Here is a 23,767-nt window from a genome sequence, read left to right on the forward strand (position 1 = left end):
CGTGCGAAAACGAATCCTGGCGCCGCTGGGCGCCGCACTGCTCACCGCCGGCCTGCTGGTGGTGGCCGGTAACCAGTCCGCGCACGCCGCGGACACCCTGCTCTCCCAGGGCCGTCCCGCTCTCGCCTCGTCGGTGGAGAACGGCGAGTCCGCCGCCGTCGCCGCCGTCGACGGCCGCACCGACACCCGCTGGGGCAGCCAGTGGTCCGACCCGCAGTGGCTGCGCGTCGACCTCGGCGCCGCCGCCACGATCACCCAGGTCGTGTTGCAGTGGGAGACCGCGTACGCCAGGGCGTACCAGATCCAGACCTCACCGGACGGCAACGCCTGGACCACGATCAAGTCGGTGAGCAACGGTGCCGGAGGCACCGAGACGCACGCGGTCAGCGGCTCCGGCCGGTACGTGCGGATGTACGGCACCCAGCGCGGCACCGGCTACGGCTACTCACTGTTCGAATTCAAGGTGTACGGCACGTCGACGGTCACCCCGCCGCCGACCGACGGACCGGGGTACGTCTACGCGAACCCGCCGGTCACCGGCGTGGTCCCGTCCACCGAGACCCCGCCCGCCACGAATCCGCCGGTGACCCACCGTGAGTTCCAGGCGAACTGCTCGGTGAGCCGCACCAACCTCAACGACGACCCGATCATCTTCCCCAACCTGCCGGGCGCGTCGCACTCGCACACGTTCATGGGCAACCGGACCACGAACGCGGGCTCGACCCTGGCGTCGTTGCAGGCCGGTGGCACCTCCTGTGTCACGCCGGGGGACAAGACCGGCTACTGGATGCCGACGCTCTACAACGGTGACCAGGCCGTTCAGCCGGACGGACCGCAGGTCGTCTACTACAAGAGCGGCGTCATCGACTACCGCAGCGTCCGGCCGTTCCCGCCAGGGCTGCGCTACGTGGTGGGCAGCCCGACCGCCACGCAGGACGAGTTCCGCAACGCGCCCGGCGCGGTCGAGGGCTTCGAGTGCGGCAACAGCGCCTTCAACTGGGACATCCCGGCGAACTGCCCGGCCGGCACCCAGCTGAACGTCCGCTACCAGGCGCCGAGCTGCTGGAACGGCCTTCACCTGGACTCGCCGGACCACAAGGGCCACATGGCGTACCCGGTCAACGGGGTCTGCCCGGTCTCGCACCCGGTGGCCGTCCCGATGATCGAGTTCAAGATGGCCTGGCCGGTCAGCGGGAACATGGCCAACGTACGGTTCGCCAGCGGCCGTGGGTTCTCGTTCCACTACGACGTCTACAACGTCTGGGAGCCGCCGATCCTGGCGGCGCTGGTGCGGCACTGCATCAACGGCGGGCTGCAGTGCAACCCGCGCGGCTTCGACCAGTACAAGCCGGAGCGGGGCGCCGCCCTCAACGAGAACTATCAGCTTCCCTGATAACAGTTTTTAACTGAATTCTCAGAGCGCGGAAAGGGCGGTCCGCCGGGTCTCGGAAATGCGTGCGGCGAGGGCTGTCGTGCGCGGTTCGAGCCCGGCGGCCTGCTCGCTTTCGGCCAGTTTCCGGCTCTGTTCCAGGTGTGCGCGCAGGCATGAGCGCAGCAGTTCGTCGAACTTCTCTCCGCGCAGCGCCGAGGCCGAGGCGACGGTCGACGGTGCCACCATGCCGGGCATCGGCATGCCCTTGTGCTGGTTCTCGGCGGGCAGCCCAGCCTCGGCGCCGAGCCGCCGCAGCTCGGCCAGCTCGGCCTCGGTAAACGTCCTGACCTGTGCAGACACGCCTGCCAGTGCGGAGTCGCGAGGGACCAGGTCGAGCAGCGGGAGCAGTTGCTCGTCCATCGCGATGTTGATCTCGAGCCACCCGCGGTCGGTGCCGCCGAAGGCCGCCATCGAGACCACCGGGGCGGGCGGAACGGGAGCGGGGGACTCGCCGCAGCCGGCCAGCGTGAACACGGCGGCAGTGACGTATGCGAGAGATCGGGGATTAGCGAACACTCGCGCAGTCTCCGGTTCCGGAACCAACCCTGTCAATGCTTCCTTATTGACGCGCGGCAACATGGGCGAAACAATCTCCTCGCTTGGAGAGCGCTTTCCATCCCCTTACCCATTGGTGTGATCATGTATAGACGGCTGCTGCTCCTCGTCGCGCTCGCCGCGACATTCCTCGGCCTCACCGCCGTGTCCCCGGCCATCGCCGCCGACGTGCCGCTGTCACAGGGGAAGCCGGCCACCGCCTCGTCGCAGGAGGTCGACGGACCCGGCTACAGCCCGGCCAACGCCTTCGACGGCAACCTCGGCACCCGCTGGTCCAGCGCCTTCGCCGATCCGCAGTGGATCCAGGTCGACCTCGGATCGGCGGTCGCCATCAACCGGATCGTGCTCACCTGGGAGGGCGCGTACGGCAGGGCGTACCAGATCCAGACCTCGAACGACGGCAGCTCCTGGACCACCCTCAAGGCCGTGACGAACGGTGCCGGAGGCACCGAGGAACACAACGTCTCCGGAACCGGCCGCTACGTGCGGCTGGCCGGAACGCAGCGTGGCACGGGCTACGGCTACTCGCTGTGGGAGTTCCAGGTCTTCGGCGGCGGTGGAACCCAACCCCCGGACCAGTTCACCACGATCTGGAGCGACACCTTCGACGGCCCGGCCGGCACCGGCCCGAGCGCCGCGAACTGGCTGCTGCGCACCGGCACCCAGTACCCGGGCGGCGCCGCCAACTGGGGCACCGGCTCGGTGGAGACCGCCAGCAACGCGACCGCCAACGTCTCCCTCGACGGCGCGGGTCGGTTGAATTTGAAGGCGATCCGTGACAGCGCCGGGAAATGGACCTCCGGCCGGATCGAGACACAGCGCGCCGATTTCGCCCCGCAGCCCGGCGAGCAGCTCAGGTTCACCGCCGTGCTGAGGCAGCCGGACGTCGCCGACGCCGCCGGCTACTGGCCGGGCTTCCGCGCCACCGGCGCCGCCTACCGCGGCAACTTCACCAACTGGCCCGGCGTCGGCGAGACCGACATCATGACCGGCGTCAACGGCCGCGACCAGCTCTCCCAGACGCTGCACTGCGGCACCGCGCCGGGCGGGCCCTGCAACGAGTACGACGGCCGGTCCTCCGGGTTCGCGTCCTGCGTGGGCTGCCAGAGCGGCTACCACGAGTACACCCAGATCATCGACCGCACGAAGACCGACGAGGAGATCCGCTTCTACCTCGACGGACGGCAGACCTGGGTGGTCCGCGAGTCGCAGGTCGGCGTCGCGGCCTGGCAGGCGGCCGTCCACCACGGCTTCTACCTGCGGTTCGACCTGGCGATCGGCGGGTCGCTGCCGAACGCGATCGCCGGATTCACCACGCCCACCCCGGAGACCACCTCGGGCGGCGTGCTCAGCGTCGACTCGGTCACCGTCGCCCGCGCCGCCGGGACCACCGCCCCGGCGATGACCGACCCGCCGGTCCCGGCCGGGCCCAGCGTCGTCCGGGTGACCGGCAGCCAGGGCAACTGGCAGCTCACCGTCAACGGGGCGCCGTGGGAGGTCAAGGGCATGACCTACGGTCCGCCGCAGGCGGCGGCCGACGGCTACATGCGCGATCTCAGGAACATGGGCGTCAACACGATCCGCATCTGGGGGCCGGACGCCAGCACGCCACTGCTGCTGGACACGGCGGCCCGGCACGGCATCAAGGTGATCGTCGGGCTGTGGCTGAACCACGGCACCGACTACGTGAACGACAGCGCGTACAAGACGGCGGTGAAGAGCGAGATCGTCGCCAAGGTGAACGAGCTGAAGGGCCGCTCCGGGGTGCTGCTCTGGGACGTCGGCAACGAGGTCATCCTGGAGATGCAGAACTACGGGCTGGCCGCCGATGTGGTCGAGGCGCGGCGGGTGGCGTACGCCAAGTTCGTGAACGAGGTCGCCGAGGCGATCCACGCGGCCGACCCGAACCACCCGGTCACCTCGACCGACGCGTACACCCACGCGTGGACCTACTACAAGCCGCACGCTCCGGCGCTGGATCTGCTCGCGGTCAACTCGTACGGGGCGGTCGACACGGTGAAACGTGACTGGATCGCGGGTGGACACACCAAGCCGTACATATTGACCGAGGGCGGTCCGGCGGGGGAGTGGGAGGTGCCCAACGACGTCAACGGGGTGCCGAACGAGCCCACCGACCTGCAGAAGAAGGCCGGGTACACGTACAGCTGGAATGCGATCAAGGGGCATCCGGGCGTGGCCCTGGGCGCCACCGAGTTCCACTACGGCATCGAGAACGACTTCGGCGGGGTGTGGCTGAACACCACGACCGGTGGCTGGCGGCGGCTCGGCTACCACGCCATGCGGCAGGCGTACACCGGGCAGGCCGCGCCGAACACGCCACCGGAGATCACCGCTATGACGGTCGGCACGCAGACGGCGGTCCCGGCGGGCGGCACGTTCACGGTCAGCGCCACCGCCACCGATCCGCAGGGCGATCTGATCCGCTACAACCTGATGGCCGGTGACAAGCACATCAACGCCAATCGCGGGCTGCGGCATCTGACTTTCAGTCAGACCGGCAACGGCCAGTTCACGGTACGGGCGCCGGAGACGCTCGGGGTCTGGAAGGTGTACGTGTACGCCTACGACGGCCACGGCAACGTCGGCATCGAACAGCGCTCGTTCCGGGTCGTCCCGCCGCCGGCCCCGGGCACGGATCTGTCCCGTGGCAGGTCCACGTCGGCGTCCAGCTTCCAGCCGACCGGCACGAACGGGCCGCAGCTTCCGTCGTACGCGGTCGACGGCGACTACGGCACCCGCTGGGCCAGCGAATGGGTGGACTCCGCGTGGCTCCAGGTCGACCTCGGCTCGGTGCAGTCGTTCGACCGGGTGCGGCTCGCGTGGGAGGCGGCGTACGCGAAGGCGTACACCGTGCAGGCCTCCGACGACGGCGCCACCTGGCGGACCGTGTACTCGACGACGGCCGGTGACGGCGGCTTCGACACGCTCACGGTGAACGGTTCCGGCCGCTACGTCCGGGTGAACGGCACGGTGCGGGCCACCGCGTACGGCTACTCGCTCTACGAATTCGGCGTCTACCGCAGCTGAGGTTCCGGAACTTCCCGGCCCGCCGCCGAGGGCGCACCCCATTGACCTGGGGCGATGCTCTCGGCGGCGGCTGTGAAAGCGCTTCACCGAGGTTTGCCGAGCATTGACAGCCTTTAACGCCCGGTTCACAGTGTCCGGCAAGAGAGCGCTTTCACAAGCGTGAAACATCCCCCGAGGAGTTCCCCGCATGAGACGTCGTCTGTTATCCGTCGCCGCGCTGCTGGCCGCGCTCGTCGCGGTCCCCTCCGGACCCGCGAACGCCGCCGAGGTCCTCGTCTCCCAGGGAAAGCCCGCCACCGCCTCGTCCACCGAGATCGCCGGCGCCTACCTGGCGCCGGAGGCGGTCGACGGCAACAACGGCACCCGCTGGGCCAGCGCGTTCACGACCACCCAGTGGTTCCAGGTCGACCTCGGCGCCGCCACCGCGGTCAGCCGGGTCGCGATCAACTGGGAGGCCGCCTACGCCCGCGCCTTCACCATCCAGCTGTCCACCGACGGCAGCGCCTGGACCAACGCCTGGAGCACCACGACGGGCGCCGGCGGCCAGCAGAGCATCACGCTCTCCGGCACCGCCCGCTACGTGCGGATCAACCTGACCCAGCGGGCGCTCGAGGCGTACGGCTACTCGTTCTGGGAGTTCCAGGTCTACTCCGGTGACGCTCCGCCGACCGGAACCGCCCGCCTGCTCTCCTACGCCAAGCCCGCCCTGGCCTCCACCTGGCAGAACGACGTCAACTGCAACCCGTGCAGCCCGGACAAGGCGTTCGACAACGATCCGGCCAGCCGCTGGGCCACCAGCTCCACCAACGGCTGGGTCGACCCCGGCTGGATCTCGGTGGACCTCGGCGCGACCGCCCAGATCAGCCAGGTCGTCCTCCAGTGGGACCCGGCCTACGCCCGCGGCTACCAGATCCAGGTGTCCGCGGACAACGTGAACTGGACGCCCATCTACTCGACGACGACCGGCGACGGCCTCAAGGACGTCATCAACGCCACCGGCACCGGGCGTTACGTGCGGATGTACGGCACCGCCCGCAGCAGCGCCTACGGCTACTCACTCTGGGAGTTCAGCATCTACGGCACCGGCGGCAACCCCACCACCCCGCCCGCCAAGCCCGCCGACCCGGTCTTCCCGGCCACCCGCCTGGTCTTCTCCGACGAGTTCAACGGCGCTTCGGGCAGCAAACCGGACGGCGCGAAGTGGACCATGGACCCGGGCGTCCCGCAGAACGGCGAGATCCAGTACTACACGCCCAACAGTGAGAACGCGTCCATGAACGGCGCTGGCCAGCTCGTCATCGAGGCCCGCCGCCAGGACTACCAGGGCCGCCAGTACACGTCGCACCGGATGAACACCAGCAACAAGTTCCACGTCCAGTACGGCCGGATCGAGGCGCGGGTCAAGGTGCCCAAGGGCAACGGGCTGTGGCCGGCGTTCTGGCTGATGGGCGACGACTTCCTGCAGGGCCGGCCGTGGCCGTACAACGGCGAGATCGACATCATGGAGGTCCTCGGCCGCAACACCTCCGAGGCCTACTCCACGCTGCACGCCCCGGCCTACAACGGCGCCGGCGGCTATGGCCAGAAGTACGCGACCGTCGACCTTTCGCAGGACTTCCACGTCTGGGCCGCCGAGTGGGACAGCAAGGGCATCCGGTTCTTCCTCGACGGGCGCCTGGTCTTCGACGCCGCCAAGGAGACCGTGGAGAACACCCGCGGCCCGTGGATCTACGACCACAAGTTCTACCTGATCCTCAACCTGGCCGTCGGCGGCGACTTCCCCGGCCCGATCGACGCCACCACCCCGTTCCCCAGCCAGATGCTCGTCGACTACGTGAGGGTCTACCAATGAGCGAGCTTGCGAGCGAATCATTCAGCTCAGTCTTCAACTCATGGCGACGCCGGAGCGCAGCGGAGGTGGCGGCATGAGACGCCTGTTCGCCGGCGCGGTGGCCGCCGTTCTCGCCACCTACCTGATCATCACCGGCACGTCCGCCTCCGCCGCCGACACCCTGCTCTCCCAGGGGAAACCCGCCACCGCCTCGTCCGTCGAGTCGGCCGCCTTCCCCGCGTCCAACGCCGTCGACGGCAACGCCGGAACCCGCTGGTCCAGCGCCTTCAGCGACCCCCAGTGGCTCCAGGTCGACCTCGGCGCCAGCGCCACGATCACCTCGATCGTGCTGGACTGGGAGTCCGCGTACGCCCGAAGTTTCTCGGTGAAAGCGTCAGCGAACGCGCAGAGCTGGACCACGCTCCACAGCACCGCCGCCGGCACCGGCGGAAAACAGACGGTCAACGTCAACGGCACCGCGCGCTACGTGCGGCTCGAGACCACCGCGCGTGCCACGCAATGGGGCGTGTCGCTCAACGAGTTCCAGGTGTACGGGACGGGCGGCGGAACCACCCCGACCATCCCGCCGGGCGCCGTTCGCGTCGCCGAGTTCCTGGCCGACTGCCCGTTCAGCCACCGGCTGCCGGACGACCCGATCATCTTCCCGAACCTCCCGGGCGCCTCGCACATGCACAGCTTCTTCGGCGCGGCCGGCACCAACGCCTACTCGACCGTCGACACGCTGCTCAACGCCAACAGCAACTGCAACCCGTCGATCGACAAGTCCTCGTACTGGATCCCCACCCTGTACCGCGACAACGCGCCCGTCGAACCGGTCACCGGCATCTTCTACTACCTCGGTGAGGGCGTCCGCGACGACCTGATCGCCCAGACCCAGCCGCTGCCGCTCGGCCTGCGGATCGTGGCCGGAAACGCCAAGGCCACCGGACCGGCGGACAACACCATCTCCCGCTGGTCGTGCCTGCACGCCGGGCACGTCGGCTCGTCGGCGGACTTCGTCAACTGCCCGGCCGGGTCGATGCTGGAGTCGTACCTCGACTTCCCGCACTGCTGGGACGGCCGGAACCTGGACTCCACCGACCACAAGAGCCACATGGCCTACCCGGTGAACAACGCCTGCCCGGCCAGCCACCCGGTCGTGGTGCCCAAATTGCGGCAGGTCATGCGCTATCCGGTCACCGGCGACCCGGCCCGGCTGCGGCTGGCCTCCGGTGGCGGATTCACGATGCACGGCGACTTCTTCAACGCCTGGCCGGTCGAGGAGATGGCCCGCCGGGTGAACGACTGCATCCGCCCGATCATCAAGTGCGGGACCGACGGACGGCCCTGATAGAACTTTGCACATGAGTTCACGACCCGGCCGCGGTGGCCACCATCCCACGATGGATCAGGTGGCCGCCGCGGCCGGCGTCTCCCGGGCCACCGTCTCCCGGGTGATCAACAACGCGGCCTCGGTGGCGCCCGGCATCCGCGACGCGGTCCAGCGCGCGATCGCTTCGACGGGGTACGTTCCCAACGTCGCCGCCCGCAGCCTGGTCACCCGCCGGTCGAACTCGGTGGCCCTGGTGATCAGCGAACCGGACCGCCCCGACGACCACTCCTTCCTCAACCGGATCTTCACCGACCCGTACTTCGGTCGCGTCACCGCCGGCGCGACCGGCGCGCTGCGGCCGCACGACGTCCACCTCGTGGTCGTGCCCACCGACTCGGCCGACCACCATCAGGTGATCCGCTACCTGAGGCAGGGCCACGTCGACGGGGTGCTGCTGATCTGCTCCAGCGAACACGACCCGCTGCCCGGCCAGGTCCACGCGCTCGGCATCCCGGCGGTGCTGTCGTCCCGGCCGGCCGCGCCACTGCCGGTCAGCCACGTCGACCTGGACCAGCGCCTCGGCGCCCGGCTCGCCGCCGAGCACCTGATCGCCCGCGGGTGCCGCCGGCTGGCCACGATCAGCGGTCCGCTCGACATCCCGGCCGGATCCGAGCGCCTGGAGGCGTTCCGGACAGCCGCCGGCGCCGACGCCCCCGCGGTGATCGGCGACTTCACCCGGGCCGGTGGCGAGGCAGCCGCCCACCGCCTGCTCGACGACCATCCCGACCTGAACGGCCTGTTCGTCGCCAGCGACCTGATGGCCGAGGGAGCGCTGCGCGCGGTGCAGGACCGCGGCCGCCGCGTCCCCGACGACGTGGCGGTCGTCGGCTTCGACGACAGCAGCCCGGCGCTGGAGTGCCGCCCGCAGCTCACCACGATCCGGCAGCCGGTCGAGGAGATGGCCGCCGAGATGGCCCAGCTGCTGGTCGCCCACATCGACGAACCGGGCCGCGCGGCCCGCTCGGTCATCTTCCAGCCCACCCTGGTGCTCCGGGCCTCCGCCTGACCCGTCGCGCGTCGAACATTGACGGCTGTCCCTATTTCTGACCCGTTCGGCGTAGGTTGGCGGGGAGAAGAAGGGAGCCACGCCAGTGCGCGACACGCCACCGTTCCGCGCCGACCACGTCGGCAGTCTCCTGCGCCCGCCCCGCCTGCTCAAGGCCCGTGAACAGCACGCCCTCGGCGAGATCACCCCGGCCGAACTGCGGGCCGTCGAGGACGACGCGATCCGCGAGGTCGTCCGCATGCAGCGCGACGCCGGTCTGCGCTCGGCCACCGACGGCGAATTCCGCCGCACGTCCTGGCACATGGACTTCATCTACCGGCTCGGTGGGATCCGGCCCACCGACGAGAAGATCCAGGTGCATTTCCGTAACGAGAACGGCGAACTCGACTTCGAATCGGCGGCCCTCGCGGTGGACGGGCCGATCCGCCTCGAGGACACCGTCTTCGGTGACGACTTCGCCTTCCTGGCCGCGCAGACCGACCCCGGGATCACCGCGAAACTGACCATCCCGTCGCCCAGCATGGTGCATTACCGGGGCGGCCGGGCCGCCATAGATCCGGCCGTCTACGCCGACGAGGAACAGTTCTGGGCGGACCTGTCGGCCGCCTATGCCGACCAGGTGCGGCGGGTCGCCGACCTCGGCTGCCGCTATCTGCAACTCGACGACACCAGCCTGGCCTACCTCAACGACCCGGCCCAGCGGCGGCTGCTCACCGAACGCGGCGACGACGCCGAACACCAGCATCTGCGCTACATCCGGCAGATCAACGCGGCGATCGCCGGACGGCCCGCCGGGCTGAACGTCACCACCCACATGTGCCGCGGCAATTTCCGCTCCTCGTGGGCGGCCGAAGGCGGTTACGACTTCGTGGCCGAGGCGCTCTTCTCGGAACTGGCCGTCGATGGCTTCTTCCTCGAATACGACGACGAACGTTCCGGCGATTTCGCCCCGCTGCGGTTCGTCCCGCCGGGCAAGGTCGTCGTGCTCGGCCTGGTCACCACGAAACGCGGCGCGCTCGAATCCAAGGACCACTTGAAACGCCGCATCGACGAGGCGGCCCGCCACATTCCGCTCGACCAGCTGGCGCTGTCGCCGCAGTGCGGGTTCTCCTCCACGGTCGAGGGCAACGCGCTCACCTACGACGAGCAGGTCGCCAAACTCCGCCTGATCACCGAGACCGCCGCGGAGGTCTGGGGCTGAGACTCTATTTCCGGCCGGCCGGCTCCTCGTCCGGGTGGATCCAGCGGTCCAGGGTGACGCGCAGCTTGTCGGCGTCGATCGGTTTGGCCAGGAAGTCGTCCATGCCCGCCTGGAGTGCTCGCTGCCGGTCCTCGGCGAGCACCCCGGCGGTCATCGCGATGATCGGAGTGTGCTGATTGGGCTGTTCGGTGTGGCGCAGGCGCTCGGTGGCCTCGTAGCCGTCCAGCCGCGGCATCTGGCAGTCCATCAGGATCGCCTGGTATTCGTGACTGCTGGCCAGTTCGACCGCCTCGGCGCCGTTGACGGCGATGTCGGTCTCGTAGCCGAGGGCGCTGAGCGTGTCGACCGCGACCATCTGGTTGATCTCGTTGTCCTCGGCGAGCAGGATCCGGCCCCGACCGCCGGCCGACACCTCCGGTGGCACCACCGGAGCGGCGGCCCGGTCGACGGCGAAGTGCGTGAGCAGGCAGTTGTAGAGGGCGGAGGGGCCGACCGGTTTGGCGAGAACGTCGCCGTGCAGCCGGTACTCGGCTGACGGGTCGCGGCTGAGCAGCACGCAGAACGGGCGCGGCCGGATCATCGGGTCGGCGGCGATGTCGTCGCCGAGCAGGGCCGCGTCCAGTTCCGGGGGCCGGTGGTCGAGCACCACCACGTCGTACGGCTCCCCGCGCTCCCCGGCCGTCCGCAGATGCCCGAGCGCCTCACCGCTGCTGCCCGCGGTGGTGACCTGCATGCCCCAGGCGTGCACGTGTTCGGTGAGGAACCGCCGGCTGATCGGGTTGGTGTCGACGATCAGCGTCCGGTGCGCGGCCAGGTCACTGCGGGACGGCCCGCCGGTCCGGCCGTCCGGCGGGCCGGCGAGCGTGATGGTGAACTCGAAACGGCTGCCGTGACCGGGCTCGCTGTCCACCTGGAGGTGGCCGCCCATCAACTCGACGAGCTGGTGGCTGATGGTCAGCCCCAGCCCGGTGCCGCCGAACTCGCGGCTCGTCGTGCTGTCCGCCTGGGTGAACGGCTCGAAGAGCCGGCCCAGATGTTCCGGGTCGATACCGATGCCGGTGTCGGTGACGCTGAACGTGAACCGGTGCCGGTCGTCGCGGGGCGGGCCGAGCGGGTCCAACCGGACCACGACCTCCCCCTCGTGGGTGAACTTGACCGCGTTGCCGACCAGGTTCAACAGCACCTGGCGGAGCCGGCCCTCGTCGCCGCGCACCGTGCTCGGCAGGTCGGCCGGGTAATAGGAGACGACGTCGATGTTCTTGTCCCGGGCGCCGGCCGCGGCGGCGTGCACCACCTGTTCGATCAGGTCGCCGAGCGCGAAGTCCTGCTCCACCAGGGTGATCTTCCCGGCCTCGATCTTGGAGAAGTCCAGGATGTCGTTGATGATGGCCAGCAGCGCCCGGGCGGACGTGCGGACCGACTCGGCGTATCGTCGCTGGACCGGCTCCAGCGGGGTGTCCAGAAGGAGCTTGGTCAGGCCGATCACGCCATTCATCGGTGTCCGGATCTCGTGGCTGACCATGGCCACGAACTGCGACTTGGCTTGCGCCGCGGCCAGCGCCTCGTCCCGGGCGGTGGCCAGAGCCTGCTCGGTACGGCGGCGTTCGGACACGTCGCGGATGGCCGCGGACACCAGGATGCCGTCCTCGGTCTCCAGCGGGGCGAGGCTGATCTCCACCGGGAACTCCGTGCCGTCCTGCCGCCGCCCGAGCAGCTCCCGGCCCAGGTCCACCTGGCGTGCGGCCGGCGCCCGCAGGTACTCCTGGAAATCATGGGCGTGCTCGGTGTGCAGTTGCTTCGGGACGAGCATCTCCACCGGTCGGCCGATCAGTTCGTGCCCGAGATAGCCGAACAGCCTCTCGGTCTGATCGTTGACCAGCCGGATCAGGCCGTCGGTGCCGACGATCACCATGGCGTCCGGAGCACTCAGGACGAGCTGCCGGAACCGCTTCTCGGCCCGTTTGGCGTCGGTGATGTCGCGGGCGATGGACGCGGCTCCGACGACCTTGCCGTTGAGGTCACGGATCGGGGAGATGGTGATCGCCAGGTGCACGGAGGTGCCGTCCCGGCGTACCCGGGTGGTGTCCTGGACGTGGACCGTCTCGCCCCGGACCAGCTGGGCCCGGATCCGTTGCGGCTCGTCGCGGAGGGCGGCCGGGTACAGTACGTCCACGTTGTGGCCGATCATGTCGTCGGCCGGGTAGCCGTAGATGCGTTCGGCGGCAGGGTTCCAGCTGAGGATGGTGCCGTCCAGGCTGCGGCCGATGATCGCGTCGGCGGTGCTCTCGACGATGGCGGCGAGCCGGGCCTGCGCCTCACCGGCGGCCCGCTGGTCGGTGATGTCCCGGGCCACCGCGTAGATGCTCGAGCCGTCCGCGGCCGGCGTGGCGCTCCAGCTCAGCCAGCGGTAACTGCCGTCGCGCGCGCGGTACCGGTTCTCCAGATCGATCGTCGATGTGTGGCCCTCGGTCAGCAGGCGGACCTGGTGCACGGTGTTGTCGATGTCGTCCGGGTGCACGAACGCCAGGTACGGCCGCGCGCGTACCTCCTCGAGGCTGTAGCCGAAGGTGCGCGTCCACGCCGGGTTGACCCGGGTGAAGTAGCCGTCCGCCGAGGCGATGCAGAGCATGTCCCCGGAGAGTGTGAAGAAGTGGTCGAGCTCCTCGGCCATCCGGCGGCGCTCCGCCTGTTCCCGGTCCCGGTCGGTCAGGTCGCGGCAGGTGATGATGAGCATGCTGAGGTGATCGTCGGTGCGCAACGGGCAGACGGTGGCGAGAATCGGCAGGTTCTCGCCGTCCCTGCGCCGGATGTCGGTGGAGAACTCCAGCCGGCCCTCCGTGCCGAGGATGACCTGCAGATCCTGTTCGCGGTCCGGCCACCAGGGGTACGGCGGGTGGATTCCGATCACCTCGTCGGCCGGGTAACCGGTCATCTGCGACCAGCGCTCGTTGGCGCTGAGCACCCGGCCGTCCGGGGCGAGCGTCACCACCCCCTCGATCAGGGCGGTCAGCACGATGTCGTTGAAGTCGCGCTGGCCGCGCAGTTCGGCGATCACCGCCTGCCGGCGCCGGTCGGCCTCGTTGAGCATGTGGCCGGATCGCAGCAGCACCAGATAGAGGGTGAGCAGCAGCAGACTCACCATGATGTCGGCCCCGACGCTTTCGACGTCGACGCCGATCCGGGCCATGAGCGCCGGTGACAACGCGATCAGGATCACCACGGCCGCGACCGCCGGCGCCAGGCGGCGCACCGCCCGGCTGCCGAGCCACCGGCCGCCGAAGACCTGCACCGCGAGCGCGCCGGGCCGGCTGACCGTCACCCCGAAGGCCAGCAGCAGCACGCAGGCCTGCGCGGCGGGCGGGGTCACCCATACGAGGGTGTCCGAGTAGAGCGACACCAGACCGAACAGCGACGCCAGCTCCGCCACACCCATCACCAGCGCGGCGGCCGCGGCCAGCAGTTGCGAGGCCAGGTATCCGTGCCGGGGCCCGGCGTCGAGCAGCACCAGGCCCATGCCGATCAGCACGAACGCCACCAGGGAACGTACGGGCGGCGGCCCGGTGGGCGGCAGCATCGCGGTACCGGACAGCCAGTCGACGAGGGTGGTTGCCCCGGAGAGGGCCGCCACCAGCGCGCTGACCGCGATCGCCACCATCAGTACGGCCAGGACACGGCCGGTCCAGCGACGCCATCCGGCGGCCCGGACCGGGCCGGAGAAGAGCAGCGAGGCACCGCCGGTGACGGCCAGAACGGCACTGGTCGGCGACATCGACCACCATTCGAGAGCCTGCGCCGCATGGCCGGCCAGTGTCGCCGCGCCGATCACCGTGGCCGCCACCGCCGCGATCCGCCAGATCAGCACCCGGTGCCGGACGCCGGTCACCGCAGAAACCATCACAACTTCCAGCGTCACCAATAAAATGCGAATACAAGCCGCATCTAGGAAATTACCTCGCGGAGAAGATGTGGACCAGACAACCGCCGTCGTGGCGTTGCCGGAACCCGGCGACCTGTTCGCCGGCAACGCCCTGTCCCGGCTCGGCCACGAGCTGCGCGGACCGCTGACCGGCATCATCGGCCTGACCGGCCTGATGACCCGCAAGGCCGCCACCGGCACGGCCGATCCGGCGCAGCAGGCCCGACAGCTCGAAATGATCAACAGCAGCGCGGCGGAGCTGCTCGGCACGGTCGAGCGGATCATCGCCTTCGCCCACAGCGCCACCCCGGCCGACGAGCGCCGGCTCGAACCGGTCGACTGCGTCGCGGTCGCCGCTGCCGCCGTCGCCGCGACCGGGGAGACCGCCGCAGCGAGAGACCGGCACGTCATCGTACGGACGCCGGCCGGCCCGGTCCGTGCGCTGGCCCATCCCGACGACGCCCGCCAGGCGGTGACCGAGCTGCTCGCCAACGCCGTCCGGTACGCCGACCACCCGGACATCCACGTCACCGTCCGCCCCGGCGACGCGGCCACCGGCCCGGCCGTCGAGATCGCCGACCACGGCCCCGGCCTGTCACCCGCCGATCAGCGGCGCGTCTTCCTGCCGTTCGAGCGAGGCGCCGCCGCCCACGACCACGACGAGCACGGCACCGGGCTCGGCCTGTGCCTGGCCCAGCACCTCACCCGCCGCTGCGGCGCCACCCTGACCGTACGGACCTCACCGGCCGGAACCATCTGCACCGTAGTCTTCCAGCCGGGTCCTGGCGCGGGGGAACTCTGATGGCCACCGTCCTCGTCGTTGACGACCGCGCCACCAACCGCGAGGTCGCCCGCCTCACCCTCGACGACGGGGGCCACCACGTCATCGAGGCCACCGGCGGCCCGGAGGCGCTCGACCTGGCCCGGCGCCTGCACCCCGACGTGGTTCTCGCCGACGTGGTGATGCCCGGCATGGACGGCTACGAGTTCGTCCACCTGTTGCGGGCCGACGCGGGCACCGCCGACATCCCGGTGCTGCTCTACAGCGCCAACTACCGGCCGGACGAGGCGTTGCCGCTGGCAGCCGCGTACGGGGTCACCCAGGTTCTCGCCAAGTCCGCCGACCCGGACGTCCTGCTCGCCGCGGTCGAGCACGCACTGCACACCGTACCGGTCACCGGCTTGGCCGCCGTCGGTGACGTGGGCGCCGAGCATCTGCGTACGGTGAACGCCAAGCTGTTGGAGAAGGTGCTCGCCCTCGACGCGAGCGAGGCCCGGTTCCACGCCCTCGCCGACGTCTCGCCGGTCGGCATCGTCTCCGGGCACACCGGGCTGCACGCGACCTACACCAACCCTCGTCTGGCCGAGATCACCGGCCTCGGCCCCGAGCAGCTGGCCGGGCACGGCTGGATGTGCTGCCTCGACCAGCGGCACCGCGAGGATCTGCTGCACGACGGCCTGCCGGTCGATCCGGCCAGCTTCTACGGCGAGCAGGACCTGCCCGGCGGCCGCCGCTGGCTGCACACCACCATCCGGCAGATCACCGACGAGAAGGGCGGATTCGTCGCCACCGTCGACGACGTCACCGCCGTGGTCGAGCACGAGATCGCCGAGCGCCGCCGGATCGCCGAGCGCTTCGACAGCCTCGCCCGGCTGTCCGGCGCCGTCGCCCACGACTTCAACAACATGCTCAACATCATCCTGTCGTTCGGCGAGTTCACCGCCGAGGCGCTGCGCGACACCGTCGGCACCGTCCTGACCGCTGAGCGGGCCGGCGAGATGCTCGACGACCTGGACCGGATCAGCCAGGCCGGCAAACGCGCCGCGCACCTCGCCCACGAACTGCTCTCCTTCGGCGGTCGGGAGGTCGTCCAGCCCACCGTGCTCGACCCGCACGCCGTCTTCGGCGAGGTGACCGAGTTGCTCGAACCGGTGCTCGGCCGGCACGTCACGGTCAGCGTCGACCTGCACCCGGAGGTGCGCAACATCTTCGCCGACGGCGGCCAGCTCACCCGGATCCTGATCAATCTCGCCAGCAACGCCCGCGACGCGATGCCCGACGGCGGTGCGCTCACCCTGACCGCCGACAACGACGGGGACAACGTGCACATCGCCGTCCACGACACCGGGCACGGCATGAGCCCCGAGGTGCTGGACCGCGCCGTCGAGCCGTTCTTCACCACCAAACCCAAAGGCCACGGTACGGGTCTGGGGCTGGCCACCGCGTACGGGATCCTCCGCCAGGCCCACGGCGAACTGGTGCTGGAATCCTCGCCGGGCAACGGCACCACGGTGCACCTCTACCTGCCCGCCACCGACGAGCCCGCGGCCGGATCCACGCCGCCCGCGGCCGCGTCCGCCGGCACCGGGCAGACCATCCTGATCGCCGACGACGAGGACGGTGTCCGCGAGGCCGCCCGGCGCATCCTGAACCGGGCGGGTTACACGGTTCTGGCCGCCGGCGACGGGCGTGCCGCGCTGCGCGTCGCCCGCGACCATCCCGGCACCATCGACGCCCTGCTCACCGACGTGGTCATGCCGCACATGAACGGGCCGGAACTGGCCGCGGCGCTGACCGCGGAACGACCCGGCACACCGGTGCTCTACATGTCCGGGTACGCCGACCCGCTGATGACCGACCAGGGGCAGCTCGATCCGAACGTGACCGTGGTCAGCAAGCCGTTCACCGCCGACCGGCTGCTCGCCGCCCTGCACGCCACCCTCACCGCGGCCGCGCGACGGTAGACTCCGCCGACCGCGTCACTCCGCGTCGAGCTGTCCCTTCGCCTCGTCGTAACCGGCCGGCGCGGGCGCCTCGGTGGGCGCGTAGATCACCCGGATCACGCCGGTCGGGTACACCTCGGTGGCGATCACCCGCAGGTGGTACGCCGCGCCGCCCTCGTCGAACAGCCTGCGCCCCTTACGGGCGGCCACCGGGTGCACCAGCAGTCGCAGCTCGTCGACCAGACCCGCGGCCAGAAGCTGCTGCACCACCGAGATCGAGCCGGGGATGAGCACGCCCTTCACCCCGGCGTCGGCCTTGAGCGCCGTCACGGCCGACAGCAGGTCGCCGTCGATCAGCTCGCAGTTGCGCCAGGAGAACTCCAGCCGCTGCCGGGACGCCACCACCTTGCGGGTGTCACCGAGCTGCTTGGCGAACCCGGCGTCCTCGCCGCCGGCGGCCTCCCGCCCCGGCCAGGCGCCGGCGAAACTGTCGTACGTCTCCCGGCCCAGCAGCAGCACGTCGGCCGTCTCGTAGTCCTCGGTGACGGCCCGGCCCATGTTCTCGTCGAAGTACGGGAAGTGCCAGTCCGGGTCGATCTCCGCCACACCGTCGGCCGAGATGAACAGGGTGGAAATGACCTTGGCCATGGTGCCGCCTCTCTCGCGTCGTGTGTCTCTCGACGGGTAGACCGGCGCCGTGGCCGGAACTCATCGGAGGTTCAGATCTTTCTTCTGATCCAGGCCACGCACGCCTTGTCGACGACGGTGAAGGACCGGCCGAACGTCGCGCGCGACGCCTCGTCGGCCGTCTCCCCGTCCCGCAGGACCCGGCGGGCGAAGTCGAGCAGCCTGCGCTCACCGTACCGATCGGCGAGACAGGCCGCGGCCATGTGGCTGTGCGCGTACAGCGTGTCGACGGTCAGATCGTCACTCTTCCCGGTCAGCCCGGGCAGGGCGATCGACTTCGGGGCGCCGCGCCTGGCGAAGGACCGGCGCAGCACCGAGGCGCTGCCGGTGTTCGGCGCCTTGGCCGGTGCGGACCCGATGTACTCGGCGATGCCCTCGACGAGCCAGTCCTCATCGTCATCGGGCCAGTCGACGGTCGGCAGCAGGGTGACGGCGTGCCCCATCTCGTGCTGGATCGTCTCGCGCAGCTGGCGGTCGGAGTCCAGCACCTTGCCGGCGTTCAGGACGAGGTCGCTTCCGGTCTCGTTCAGGGACTTGTGGTAGCCGGCCACCCACTTCCTCTTCTCCCCGCCGTACCAGGTCTTCCAAGCCTTGTCGTCGGCGAGATAGACCCGGTAACGCTTCGGCGGGGTGCCGGTGGCGGCCGCGAAACGGTCGGCGACCGCGGCGGCCTTCTCGGCGAGGCGCAGCACCCGCGGCAGCTGCTTCGCCAACTTGGCCGGCGCCGCGACGATGACCCGGGAGCCTCGGAGGAACCGCAGATCAGCGCTCTGCCAGGGGGCCGGTTCCAGATAGTTGAGGAGGGGCGACTTCCCGACGGCGGTCGCGATGTAGGAGCCTGCACGGCGCGCCATCGACAGCGTGTAGAACATCTTCGGTGGGCCGAAGCCGGCGCCGGAGGCCCAGGACGGGCACTCGACAGCGCTCAGGCAGTAGCCGAGCTCCACACCGACGGACACCTGAGACTCGCCGTACTCGCGGAAGAGGAAGTCGATCCGGGCGTGACTGACCTCGAGTGTCCGCAGGTTGCGGTAGAGCATCCGGAACCGGCCGTGCAGAGCCGGGTCGAGCGGCGCCAGCCAGCCTCGCTCGTCCCCGGCGAGCAACGCCTTCGCCTGTGCGTCGAAGACCTCTTTGATGTCGGCCCGCGCCTCGGCCTCCGGATTGTGGTAGGAGGCGCTGGCGCTCGGCTGCGGCGTCGCGGTGGCGGGCCGCTCCCGCTCCGGCCAGAACACCGCGGCCCCGGCGACGACGGCCAGCACCGTGACCGCGAAGGCGGCCGCCTTCTTCGAAACATGCAGATCCGCCATGATCGAGGATCTAAGCATCTGCTCCCGTGGATTCGCCGACCGGCCCGGTCAGGTACAGCGCGTGCTCAGGGGAGTCACCATCTGCGAATTCTCGCCGGTCAACCTTTGTCAGGCGGCGTCCGATACGGGGCCCGGCGGCTGTCAGGGACGGCAGACTGGTCGGATGTACCGATCGGTAGGACAGGCGACGGCCCGCTGGCAGGCGGGCCGTCGAGTTGCTCGGTACCGGAAACGACCGTGCGAGGACCATCACCAGGGGAGCAACATGAGTACGTTATCCAATCGGCCGGGCCGCCGACAGGAGAGTCCCGATCATCGGGCCGGGGTCATCAAGACCTCGCTCACCGTCGCCGGGGCGTCCGCCGTAGGGCTGACCGGGATCATCGGCGCCGCGGCCTACGGGGCGATCCCCGCCGGTCTCGCGTACTCCGCGGTCGGGGCCTTCGCGCTGATCATGCTGTGTGCGCTGGGCGTGGTGACCGTCTACATCCGGCGCGGCTGAAGATCGTTCATGGTCGAGGTCAGCGTTTCGTTCCTTCTGCGGTAGGAGCTGGAAGCGAAACGCGGACCTTGGCCACCATGGGTCGCCAACCCGCCGGGAAACGGTCGCCGTGTGGGCCGTACAGGTGGAGGATCTCGGCGGGTGAGTCGCCCGCGGGGCCGAACCAGTGCGGCTCGCCGGCGTCGAAATCGGCGTTGTCGCCGGGTTTCAGCAACCGTTCGCGGTCGCCGAGCAGCAGCCGGACCGTGCCCGCGAGTACGTAGAAGAAGGCGTGCCCGGGATGCGTCACCAGTGTCGGCGTGGCGGTCGTGGGGCTCAGGATCTGTTTGAACACCTGGATCCGGCCAGGGTAGGTGGTCAACGGGATCACCACGCTGTCGATGCCGGTCCGGGTCTCCCGGTGGTGCGGGGTCAGGTGGGCGCGCGGGTCGCCGGTCTGCGGGGCGCCGATCATGTGCTCCAGCGACATCCGGTAGACGCGGGCCAGCGGCAGCAGCAGGTCCAGGGTTGGCCGGCGCTTGCCGGACTCCAGCCGGGACAGGGTGCTCACCGAGATGCCGGTGGCGGCGGCCAGTTCGTCGAGGGTCAGGCCGCGATCCTGGCGCACCCGGTTCAGGCGGGGGCCGATGTCGTTCAGCAGTCGTTCCAGTTCCGCGTCCACCCGAGCATTTTGCGGCCTTCGCAAGTTCTCTGGGCCGGGGAGGGGTGCCGGCTCGACGATCGGCGCCATGAGAGAGCAACGATGGCTGGTGCTGGCGATCTGTGCCACCAGCATCTTCCTGGTGGGACTGGACACGACGGCCGTCAACGTGGCGCTGCCCGCCATCGGTGACGACCTGCGGCTCGCGACCGCCGACCTGGAGTGGGCGGTGGACGCGTACACCCTGGTTCTGGCCGGCTTGATGATCACTTCGGGTGCGCTGGCCGACCGGATCGGCCGTCGCCGGGTCTTCCGGATCGGGCTGGTGCTGTTCGGCGCCGGGTCGGTGGCGTGCGCCCTGGCCCCGTCGATCGGCGTCCTGGTGGCGGCGCGCGCGTTGCAGGGCGTCGGCGGGTCGATGCTGAGCCCGGTGGCGCTGGCCATCGTGGTCAGCGTGATCACCGATCCGCGGGAGCGGGCCCGGGCGATCGGCGGGTGGGCGGCGGTGTTCGGCCTGAGCATGGCGGCCGGGCCGGTGCTCGGCGGGGCGCTGATCACCGGGCTGGGCTGGCGGACCGTGTTCTGGGCCAACCTGCCGATCATCGCGGTGGTCCTGGTGCTGACCGCGCTCTTCGTGCCGGAGTCGCGTGCCCCGAAGGCCCGGCGGCTCGACCTGCCCGGCCAGATCCTGTTGGTCGTGCTCCTGGGCGCAGGAGTCGCGGTGCTGATCGAGGGCCCGCGCCTGGGCTGGACGTCACCGGCGCTGCTGGCTGGATACACCGTGATCGCGGCGGCCCTGACGGCGTTCGTGCGAGCCGAGTCCCGGCGAGCCGAGCCGCTCATCGACCTGGACCTGTTCCGGCGGCCGCCGTTCGCCGCGGCGGTCGGTGGCGCGGTGGCCGTCTTCGTGGCGCTCAACGTGACGCTGCTGCTCGGCACCCTCTACCTGCAACAGGTACGGGGTCTGCGCCCGGTCGAGGCGGGCCTGGTCACGTTGCCGATGGCCCTGGCCGCGACGGTGTGCGCGCCGCTGTCCGGCCGTCTGGTCGGCCGGATCGGGCCGCGGCTGCCGTTGCGGGTGGCTGGGGCGTGCACCGTGATCGGCGGGGCGCTGCTGGCCGGGCTCGGCGACCGTACCGGGACGGCTGTTCTGCTGGTCGCCTACCTGTTCGCCGGGATCGGGGTGGGGTTCGCGAACGCGCCGATCACCGACACCGCGGTCAGTGGCCTGCCGCCGGAGCGCTCCGGTCTGGCCGGCGGCATCGCCTCGACGGCCCGGCAGGTCGGCGCCGCGCTCGGCGTGGCGATCGCCGGGGGCATGGTCGCGGGACTGGCGCCGGACCGGTTGGCCGGGGCGACCAGGCCCGGATGGGTGCTGGTCGCCGCTTGCGGGCTGGCGATCCTGGCCGTGGCCCAGATGTCTCCGTCCGGCGTGGCGAGAGCCGCCGTGGCACAGCCCGGCCCGGTCGCCGCGCATTCCGCCCGGTCGTCCCATCGGCGCGGTGAATGAGGCAGGGCGCGCCGTCGTGGACGGCGTGCCCTGCCTCACGGGGTGTGCCGCCCCGCCGCCTGGCGAAACGGCGGGGCGGCACACGTTCGGTGGATCAGCTGGCGAAGGTCTGGAACTCGGCGACCTTCGGGGTCGCCGTCGCGCCGGTGACGCGGAAGGTGACCTTGGTGGTCGAGGTGGCGGTGAAGGAGATGGAACCCGCCCCGGTGCCCGACTTCAGCACCGCCCCGGTCGCGCCGTTGAGCACCTGCCACGCGCCGATCGCGCCGGTCGAGCCGGACGCCTCGACGATGTTGATGCGGCCGACCGTGGTGGCCGACGACCACTTGATCGAGATGTCACCGGTGGTGCCGCTCGGCGACCAGTACGTGCTGACGTCGCCGTCCTTGACGTTTCCGTAGCTGGTGCCGCTGGCCTTGCTGGAACCGTCCGCGCCGGCGCCGATGCTCAGGTTGGTGCCGGACGTCGCGGTCGGCGACGGGGTCGGGCTGGAGGTCGGCGAGGACGTGGGGCTGGAGGTCGGCGACGAGGTGGGCGAGGCGCTCGGCGACGACGTCACCGAGCAGGTGCCGGTCGACACCTTCAGGCCGGTGTTCGCGCCGGCGGTGGCCGCGACGATCGACGGTACGCAGGACGCGTTGTCGGCGGTGAACGAGTACGGGATGCTCACGCTGGTGTTGGACACGACGTTCGGGCCGGCCGGGTTGTTGTCGGTGCCCTTCGCCGACCAGGTCACGTTGTCGAAGATGTTCCCGGACACCTGCCAGTAGCCGGCCGCGTCGGTGTAGAAGGTGCCGAGCACGTCCTTCGAGTCCTTGAAGTAGTTGCTGTCCACCCGGGCCTTGGCGCCGGCCCGCGAGTTGATGCCCGACTCGTTGAGGCTCACGTAGTGGTTGTTGTAGATGTGGGCGATCCCGCCGCGCAGCAACGGCGTACGCGAATCGATGTTCTGGTATTTGTTGTGGTGGAACGTGATGTTGCTGTTGCCGGTGTCGCTCTCGCTGGAGCCGATCAGGCCACCCCGGCCGGAGTTGCGCAGGATGCTGTAGGACAGCGTCACGTACTCGGTGTCGTCCTTCATGTCGAAGAGGCCGTCGAAGCCCTCCGACTCGCCACCGGAGGCCTCGAGGGTGGCGTGGTCGACCCAGACGTTGCGGACGGTGCTCTCCATGCCGATCGCGTCACCGCCGTTGGAGGTCGGCGACCCGGACTTCTTGACGTTCTTGACCGTCACGTTCTGGATGATGATGTTGCTGGAGTCCCGGATGTGGATGCCCAGCTGGTCGAAGGTCGCACCGGCCCCGACGCCGACGATCGTGACGTTGCTGATCTCCTTCAGCTCGATCTTGTCGGCCGCGGTGTTGCAGCTGTCGCCGGACACCTTGGTCGTGTTGCCGTGATTGATCGTGCCCTCGACCTGAATGATGATCGGGGTGTTGCTGGCCGCCCGGGTGCACAGCGCATTGTGGATCTGGGTGCCGGTGGTGGCCTTGACGGTGGTCCCGCCCGCGCCGCCGGTGGTGCCGCCGTTCTGGCTGGCGAAACCGGTGGCCGCGTTCGCCGCCGCGGAGGCCTCGTGCTGCGGCAGGCCCAGGGCGATCGCGCCGGCCGCGCCGGCCACGCCCAGAACCGCGGAGAGTCGCAGAGCGACTGATCGTCTCATCTCGCTTCACCTGTTCTCGCGCATCGGGGTGCGCGCATGGGGGATGGGCGGCGGGTGGAACGCTGGGGATGGCCGCCGCGGAGCGCCTCTAGATGCGGGAAAGCGCTTTCCTAGTGCGAGAATATAGAGCGATCCGAGTGAATGTGGCAAGCGCGTTACGCCACCCGAACAGCGCGACGCCCCAGCCGCAGGGGGATCGGCTGGGGCGTCGCTGCTTGCGAGGGGGGTGTCAGTAGCCGAAGTCCTGGGTGTAGTAGGGGGTGCCGTTGGCGGCGTAGGCGACGCCGACGCCGACGGTCTTGGATTTGCAGTTGAGGATGTTGGCGCGGTGGCCGGGGCTGTTCATCCA

The 23,767-nt window shown here is 70.1% G+C and carries 17 protein-coding genes; 10 read left to right on the forward strand and 7 right to left on the reverse strand.

Annotated elements, in window-relative coordinates; genetic code table 11:
- Nucleotide 1 precedes the first annotated feature (1 nt).
- Nucleotides 2–1,393, forward strand: coding sequence for a DUF1996 domain-containing protein (locus KZ829_RS25165; protein WP_220146371.1), 1,392 nt, complete (start codon nt 2–4; stop codon nt 1,391–1,393).
- Between the two features lie 21 nt (nt 1,394–1,414).
- Here the strand turns inward: KZ829_RS25165 and KZ829_RS25170 are convergent, their stop codons facing one another.
- Entirely contained in the window at nt 1,415–1,906 is a 492-nt protein-coding gene (locus KZ829_RS25170) for a DUF305 domain-containing protein (protein WP_220146372.1), read from the reverse strand.
- A gap of 165 nt (nt 1,907–2,071) precedes the next feature.
- Between KZ829_RS25170 and KZ829_RS25175 the strand changes: the two genes are divergently transcribed.
- The 5 genes from KZ829_RS25175 to KZ829_RS25195 all read left to right on the forward strand — a co-directional run bounded on the left by KZ829_RS25175 (nt 2,072) and on the right by KZ829_RS25195 (nt 10,466).
- Nucleotides 2,072–5,035 carry a galactose-binding domain-containing protein gene (locus KZ829_RS25175; protein WP_220146373.1) on the forward strand — a complete coding sequence of 988 codons (2,964 nt, stop codon included), beginning with the start codon at nt 2,072–2,074 and terminating at the stop codon, nt 5,033–5,035.
- Nucleotides 5,036–5,222: 187 nt separating this feature from the next.
- Nucleotides 5,223–6,887 carry a galactose-binding domain-containing protein gene (locus KZ829_RS25180; protein WP_220146374.1) on the forward strand — a complete coding sequence of 555 codons (1,665 nt, stop codon included), beginning with the start codon at nt 5,223–5,225 and terminating at the stop codon, nt 6,885–6,887.
- A 73-nt stretch (nt 6,888–6,960) separates the two neighbouring features.
- Nucleotides 6,961–8,217 carry a DUF1996 domain-containing protein gene (locus tag KZ829_RS25185; RefSeq protein WP_246636203.1) on the forward strand — a complete coding sequence of 419 codons (1,257 nt, stop codon included), beginning with the start codon at nt 6,961–6,963 and terminating at the stop codon, nt 8,215–8,217.
- Between the two features lie 52 nt (nt 8,218–8,269).
- A complete protein-coding gene (locus KZ829_RS25190) occupies nt 8,270–9,265 on the forward strand; it encodes a LacI family DNA-binding transcriptional regulator (protein ID WP_220146375.1) in 996 nt (331 codons plus the stop codon).
- 85 nt (nt 9,266–9,350) lie between these two features.
- Nucleotides 9,351–10,466 carry a 5-methyltetrahydropteroyltriglutamate--homocysteine S-methyltransferase gene (locus KZ829_RS25195; protein WP_220146376.1) on the forward strand — a complete coding sequence of 372 codons (1,116 nt, stop codon included), beginning with the start codon at nt 9,351–9,353 and terminating at the stop codon, nt 10,464–10,466.
- A gap of 4 nt (nt 10,467–10,470) precedes the next feature.
- Here the strand turns inward: KZ829_RS25195 and KZ829_RS25200 are convergent, their stop codons facing one another.
- Entirely contained in the window at nt 10,471–14,379 is a 3,909-nt protein-coding gene (locus KZ829_RS25200) for a PAS domain S-box protein (protein WP_220146377.1), read from the reverse strand.
- A gap of 52 nt (nt 14,380–14,431) precedes the next feature.
- On the opposite strand from KZ829_RS25200, the gene KZ829_RS25205 reads away from it, so the two are divergent.
- Together KZ829_RS25205 and KZ829_RS25210 are read left to right on the forward strand one after the other, a co-directional pair.
- Nucleotides 14,432–15,184, forward strand: a complete 753-nt coding sequence (locus KZ829_RS25205) for a sensor histidine kinase (protein WP_220146378.1) — start codon at nt 14,432–14,434, stop codon at nt 15,182–15,184.
- Nucleotides 15,184–17,127, forward strand: coding sequence for a hybrid sensor histidine kinase/response regulator (locus KZ829_RS25210; protein WP_220146379.1), 1,944 nt, complete (start codon nt 15,184–15,186; stop codon nt 17,125–17,127). Before KZ829_RS25205 ends, KZ829_RS25210 begins: the two co-directional genes overlap by 1 nt.
- 15 nt (nt 17,128–17,142) lie before the next feature.
- On the opposite strand, the gene KZ829_RS25215 is transcribed toward KZ829_RS25210, so the two are convergent.
- Together KZ829_RS25215 and KZ829_RS25220 are read right to left on the reverse strand one after the other, a co-directional pair.
- On the reverse strand, nt 17,143–17,754 hold the full coding sequence (locus tag KZ829_RS25215) for a dihydrofolate reductase family protein (RefSeq protein ID WP_220146380.1): 612 nt from the start codon (nt 17,752–17,754) through the stop codon (nt 17,143–17,145).
- A 71-nt stretch (nt 17,755–17,825) separates the two neighbouring features.
- A complete protein-coding gene (locus KZ829_RS25220) occupies nt 17,826–19,103 on the reverse strand; it encodes a hypothetical protein (protein ID WP_220146381.1) in 1,278 nt (425 codons plus the stop codon).
- 265 nt (nt 19,104–19,368) lie between these two features.
- On the opposite strand from KZ829_RS25220, the gene KZ829_RS25225 reads away from it, so the two are divergent.
- Nucleotides 19,369–19,605 (forward strand): hypothetical protein, encoded by a 237-nt coding sequence (locus KZ829_RS25225; protein ID WP_183220411.1) that lies wholly within the window; start codon nt 19,369–19,371, stop codon nt 19,603–19,605.
- Nucleotides 19,606–19,624: 19 nt separating this feature from the next.
- Here KZ829_RS25225 and KZ829_RS25230 read toward each other — a convergent pair whose 3' ends face one another.
- A complete protein-coding gene (locus tag KZ829_RS25230) occupies nt 19,625–20,266 on the reverse strand; it encodes a helix-turn-helix domain-containing protein (protein WP_220146382.1) in 642 nt (213 codons plus the stop codon).
- A gap of 67 nt (nt 20,267–20,333) precedes the next feature.
- Here KZ829_RS25230 and KZ829_RS25235 point away from each other — a divergent pair, with 67 nt between their 5' ends.
- Nucleotides 20,334–21,755: an MFS transporter gene (locus KZ829_RS25235; RefSeq protein ID WP_220146383.1), complete on the forward strand. Its 1,422-nt coding sequence runs from the start codon at nt 20,334–20,336 to the stop codon at nt 21,753–21,755.
- Between the two features lie 94 nt (nt 21,756–21,849).
- On the opposite strand, the gene KZ829_RS25240 is transcribed toward KZ829_RS25235, so the two are convergent.
- A complete protein-coding gene (locus KZ829_RS25240; RefSeq protein ID WP_220146384.1) occupies nt 21,850–23,418 on the reverse strand; it encodes a pectate lyase family protein in 1,569 nt (522 codons plus the stop codon).
- A gap of 229 nt (nt 23,419–23,647) precedes the next feature.
- Complete coding sequence (locus KZ829_RS25245) at nt 23,648–23,764, reverse strand: CAP domain-containing protein (RefSeq protein WP_372453895.1); 117 nt, start codon at nt 23,762–23,764, stop codon at nt 23,648–23,650.
- Between the last annotated feature and the right edge of the window lie 3 nt (nt 23,765–23,767).

Origin of the sequence: Actinoplanes hulinensis (genome assembly GCF_019429605.1) — a bacterium.
Lineage (GTDB): Bacteria > Actinomycetota > Actinomycetes > Mycobacteriales > Micromonosporaceae > Actinoplanes > Actinoplanes campanulatus.

Excerpts from the sequence above, each read along its gene's own strand:
- KZ829_RS25175 (WP_220146373.1), top strand. The coding sequence starts at position 2,072 with ATGTATAGACGGCTGCTGCTCCTCGTCGCGCTCGCCGCGACATTCCTC.
- KZ829_RS25180 (WP_220146374.1), top strand. The coding sequence starts at position 5,223 with ATGAGACGTCGTCTGTTATCCGTCGCCGCGCTGCTGGCCGCGCTCGTC.
- KZ829_RS25185 (WP_246636203.1), top strand. The coding sequence starts at position 6,961 with ATGAGACGCCTGTTCGCCGGCGCGGTGGCCGCCGTTCTCGCCACCTAC.
- KZ829_RS25190 (WP_220146375.1), top strand. The coding sequence starts at position 8,270 with ATGGATCAGGTGGCCGCCGCGGCCGGCGTCTCCCGGGCCACCGTCTCC.
- KZ829_RS25210 (WP_220146379.1), top strand. The coding sequence starts at position 15,184 with ATGGCCACCGTCCTCGTCGTTGACGACCGCGCCACCAACCGCGAGGTC.
- KZ829_RS25215 (WP_220146380.1), bottom strand. The coding sequence starts at position 17,754 with ATGGCCAAGGTCATTTCCACCCTGTTCATCTCGGCCGACGGTGTGGCG.
- KZ829_RS25220 (WP_220146381.1), bottom strand. The coding sequence starts at position 19,103 with ATGGCGGATCTGCATGTTTCGAAGAAGGCGGCCGCCTTCGCGGTCACG.
- KZ829_RS25225 (WP_183220411.1), top strand. The coding sequence starts at position 19,369 with ATGAGTACGTTATCCAATCGGCCGGGCCGCCGACAGGAGAGTCCCGAT.
- KZ829_RS25235 (WP_220146383.1), top strand. The coding sequence starts at position 20,334 with ATGAGAGAGCAACGATGGCTGGTGCTGGCGATCTGTGCCACCAGCATC.
- KZ829_RS25240 (WP_220146384.1), bottom strand. The coding sequence starts at position 23,418 with ATGAGACGATCAGTCGCTCTGCGACTCTCCGCGGTTCTGGGCGTGGCC.
- KZ829_RS25245 (WP_372453895.1), bottom strand. The coding sequence starts at position 23,764 with ATGAACAGCCCCGGCCACCGCGCCAACATCCTCAACTGCAAATCCAAG.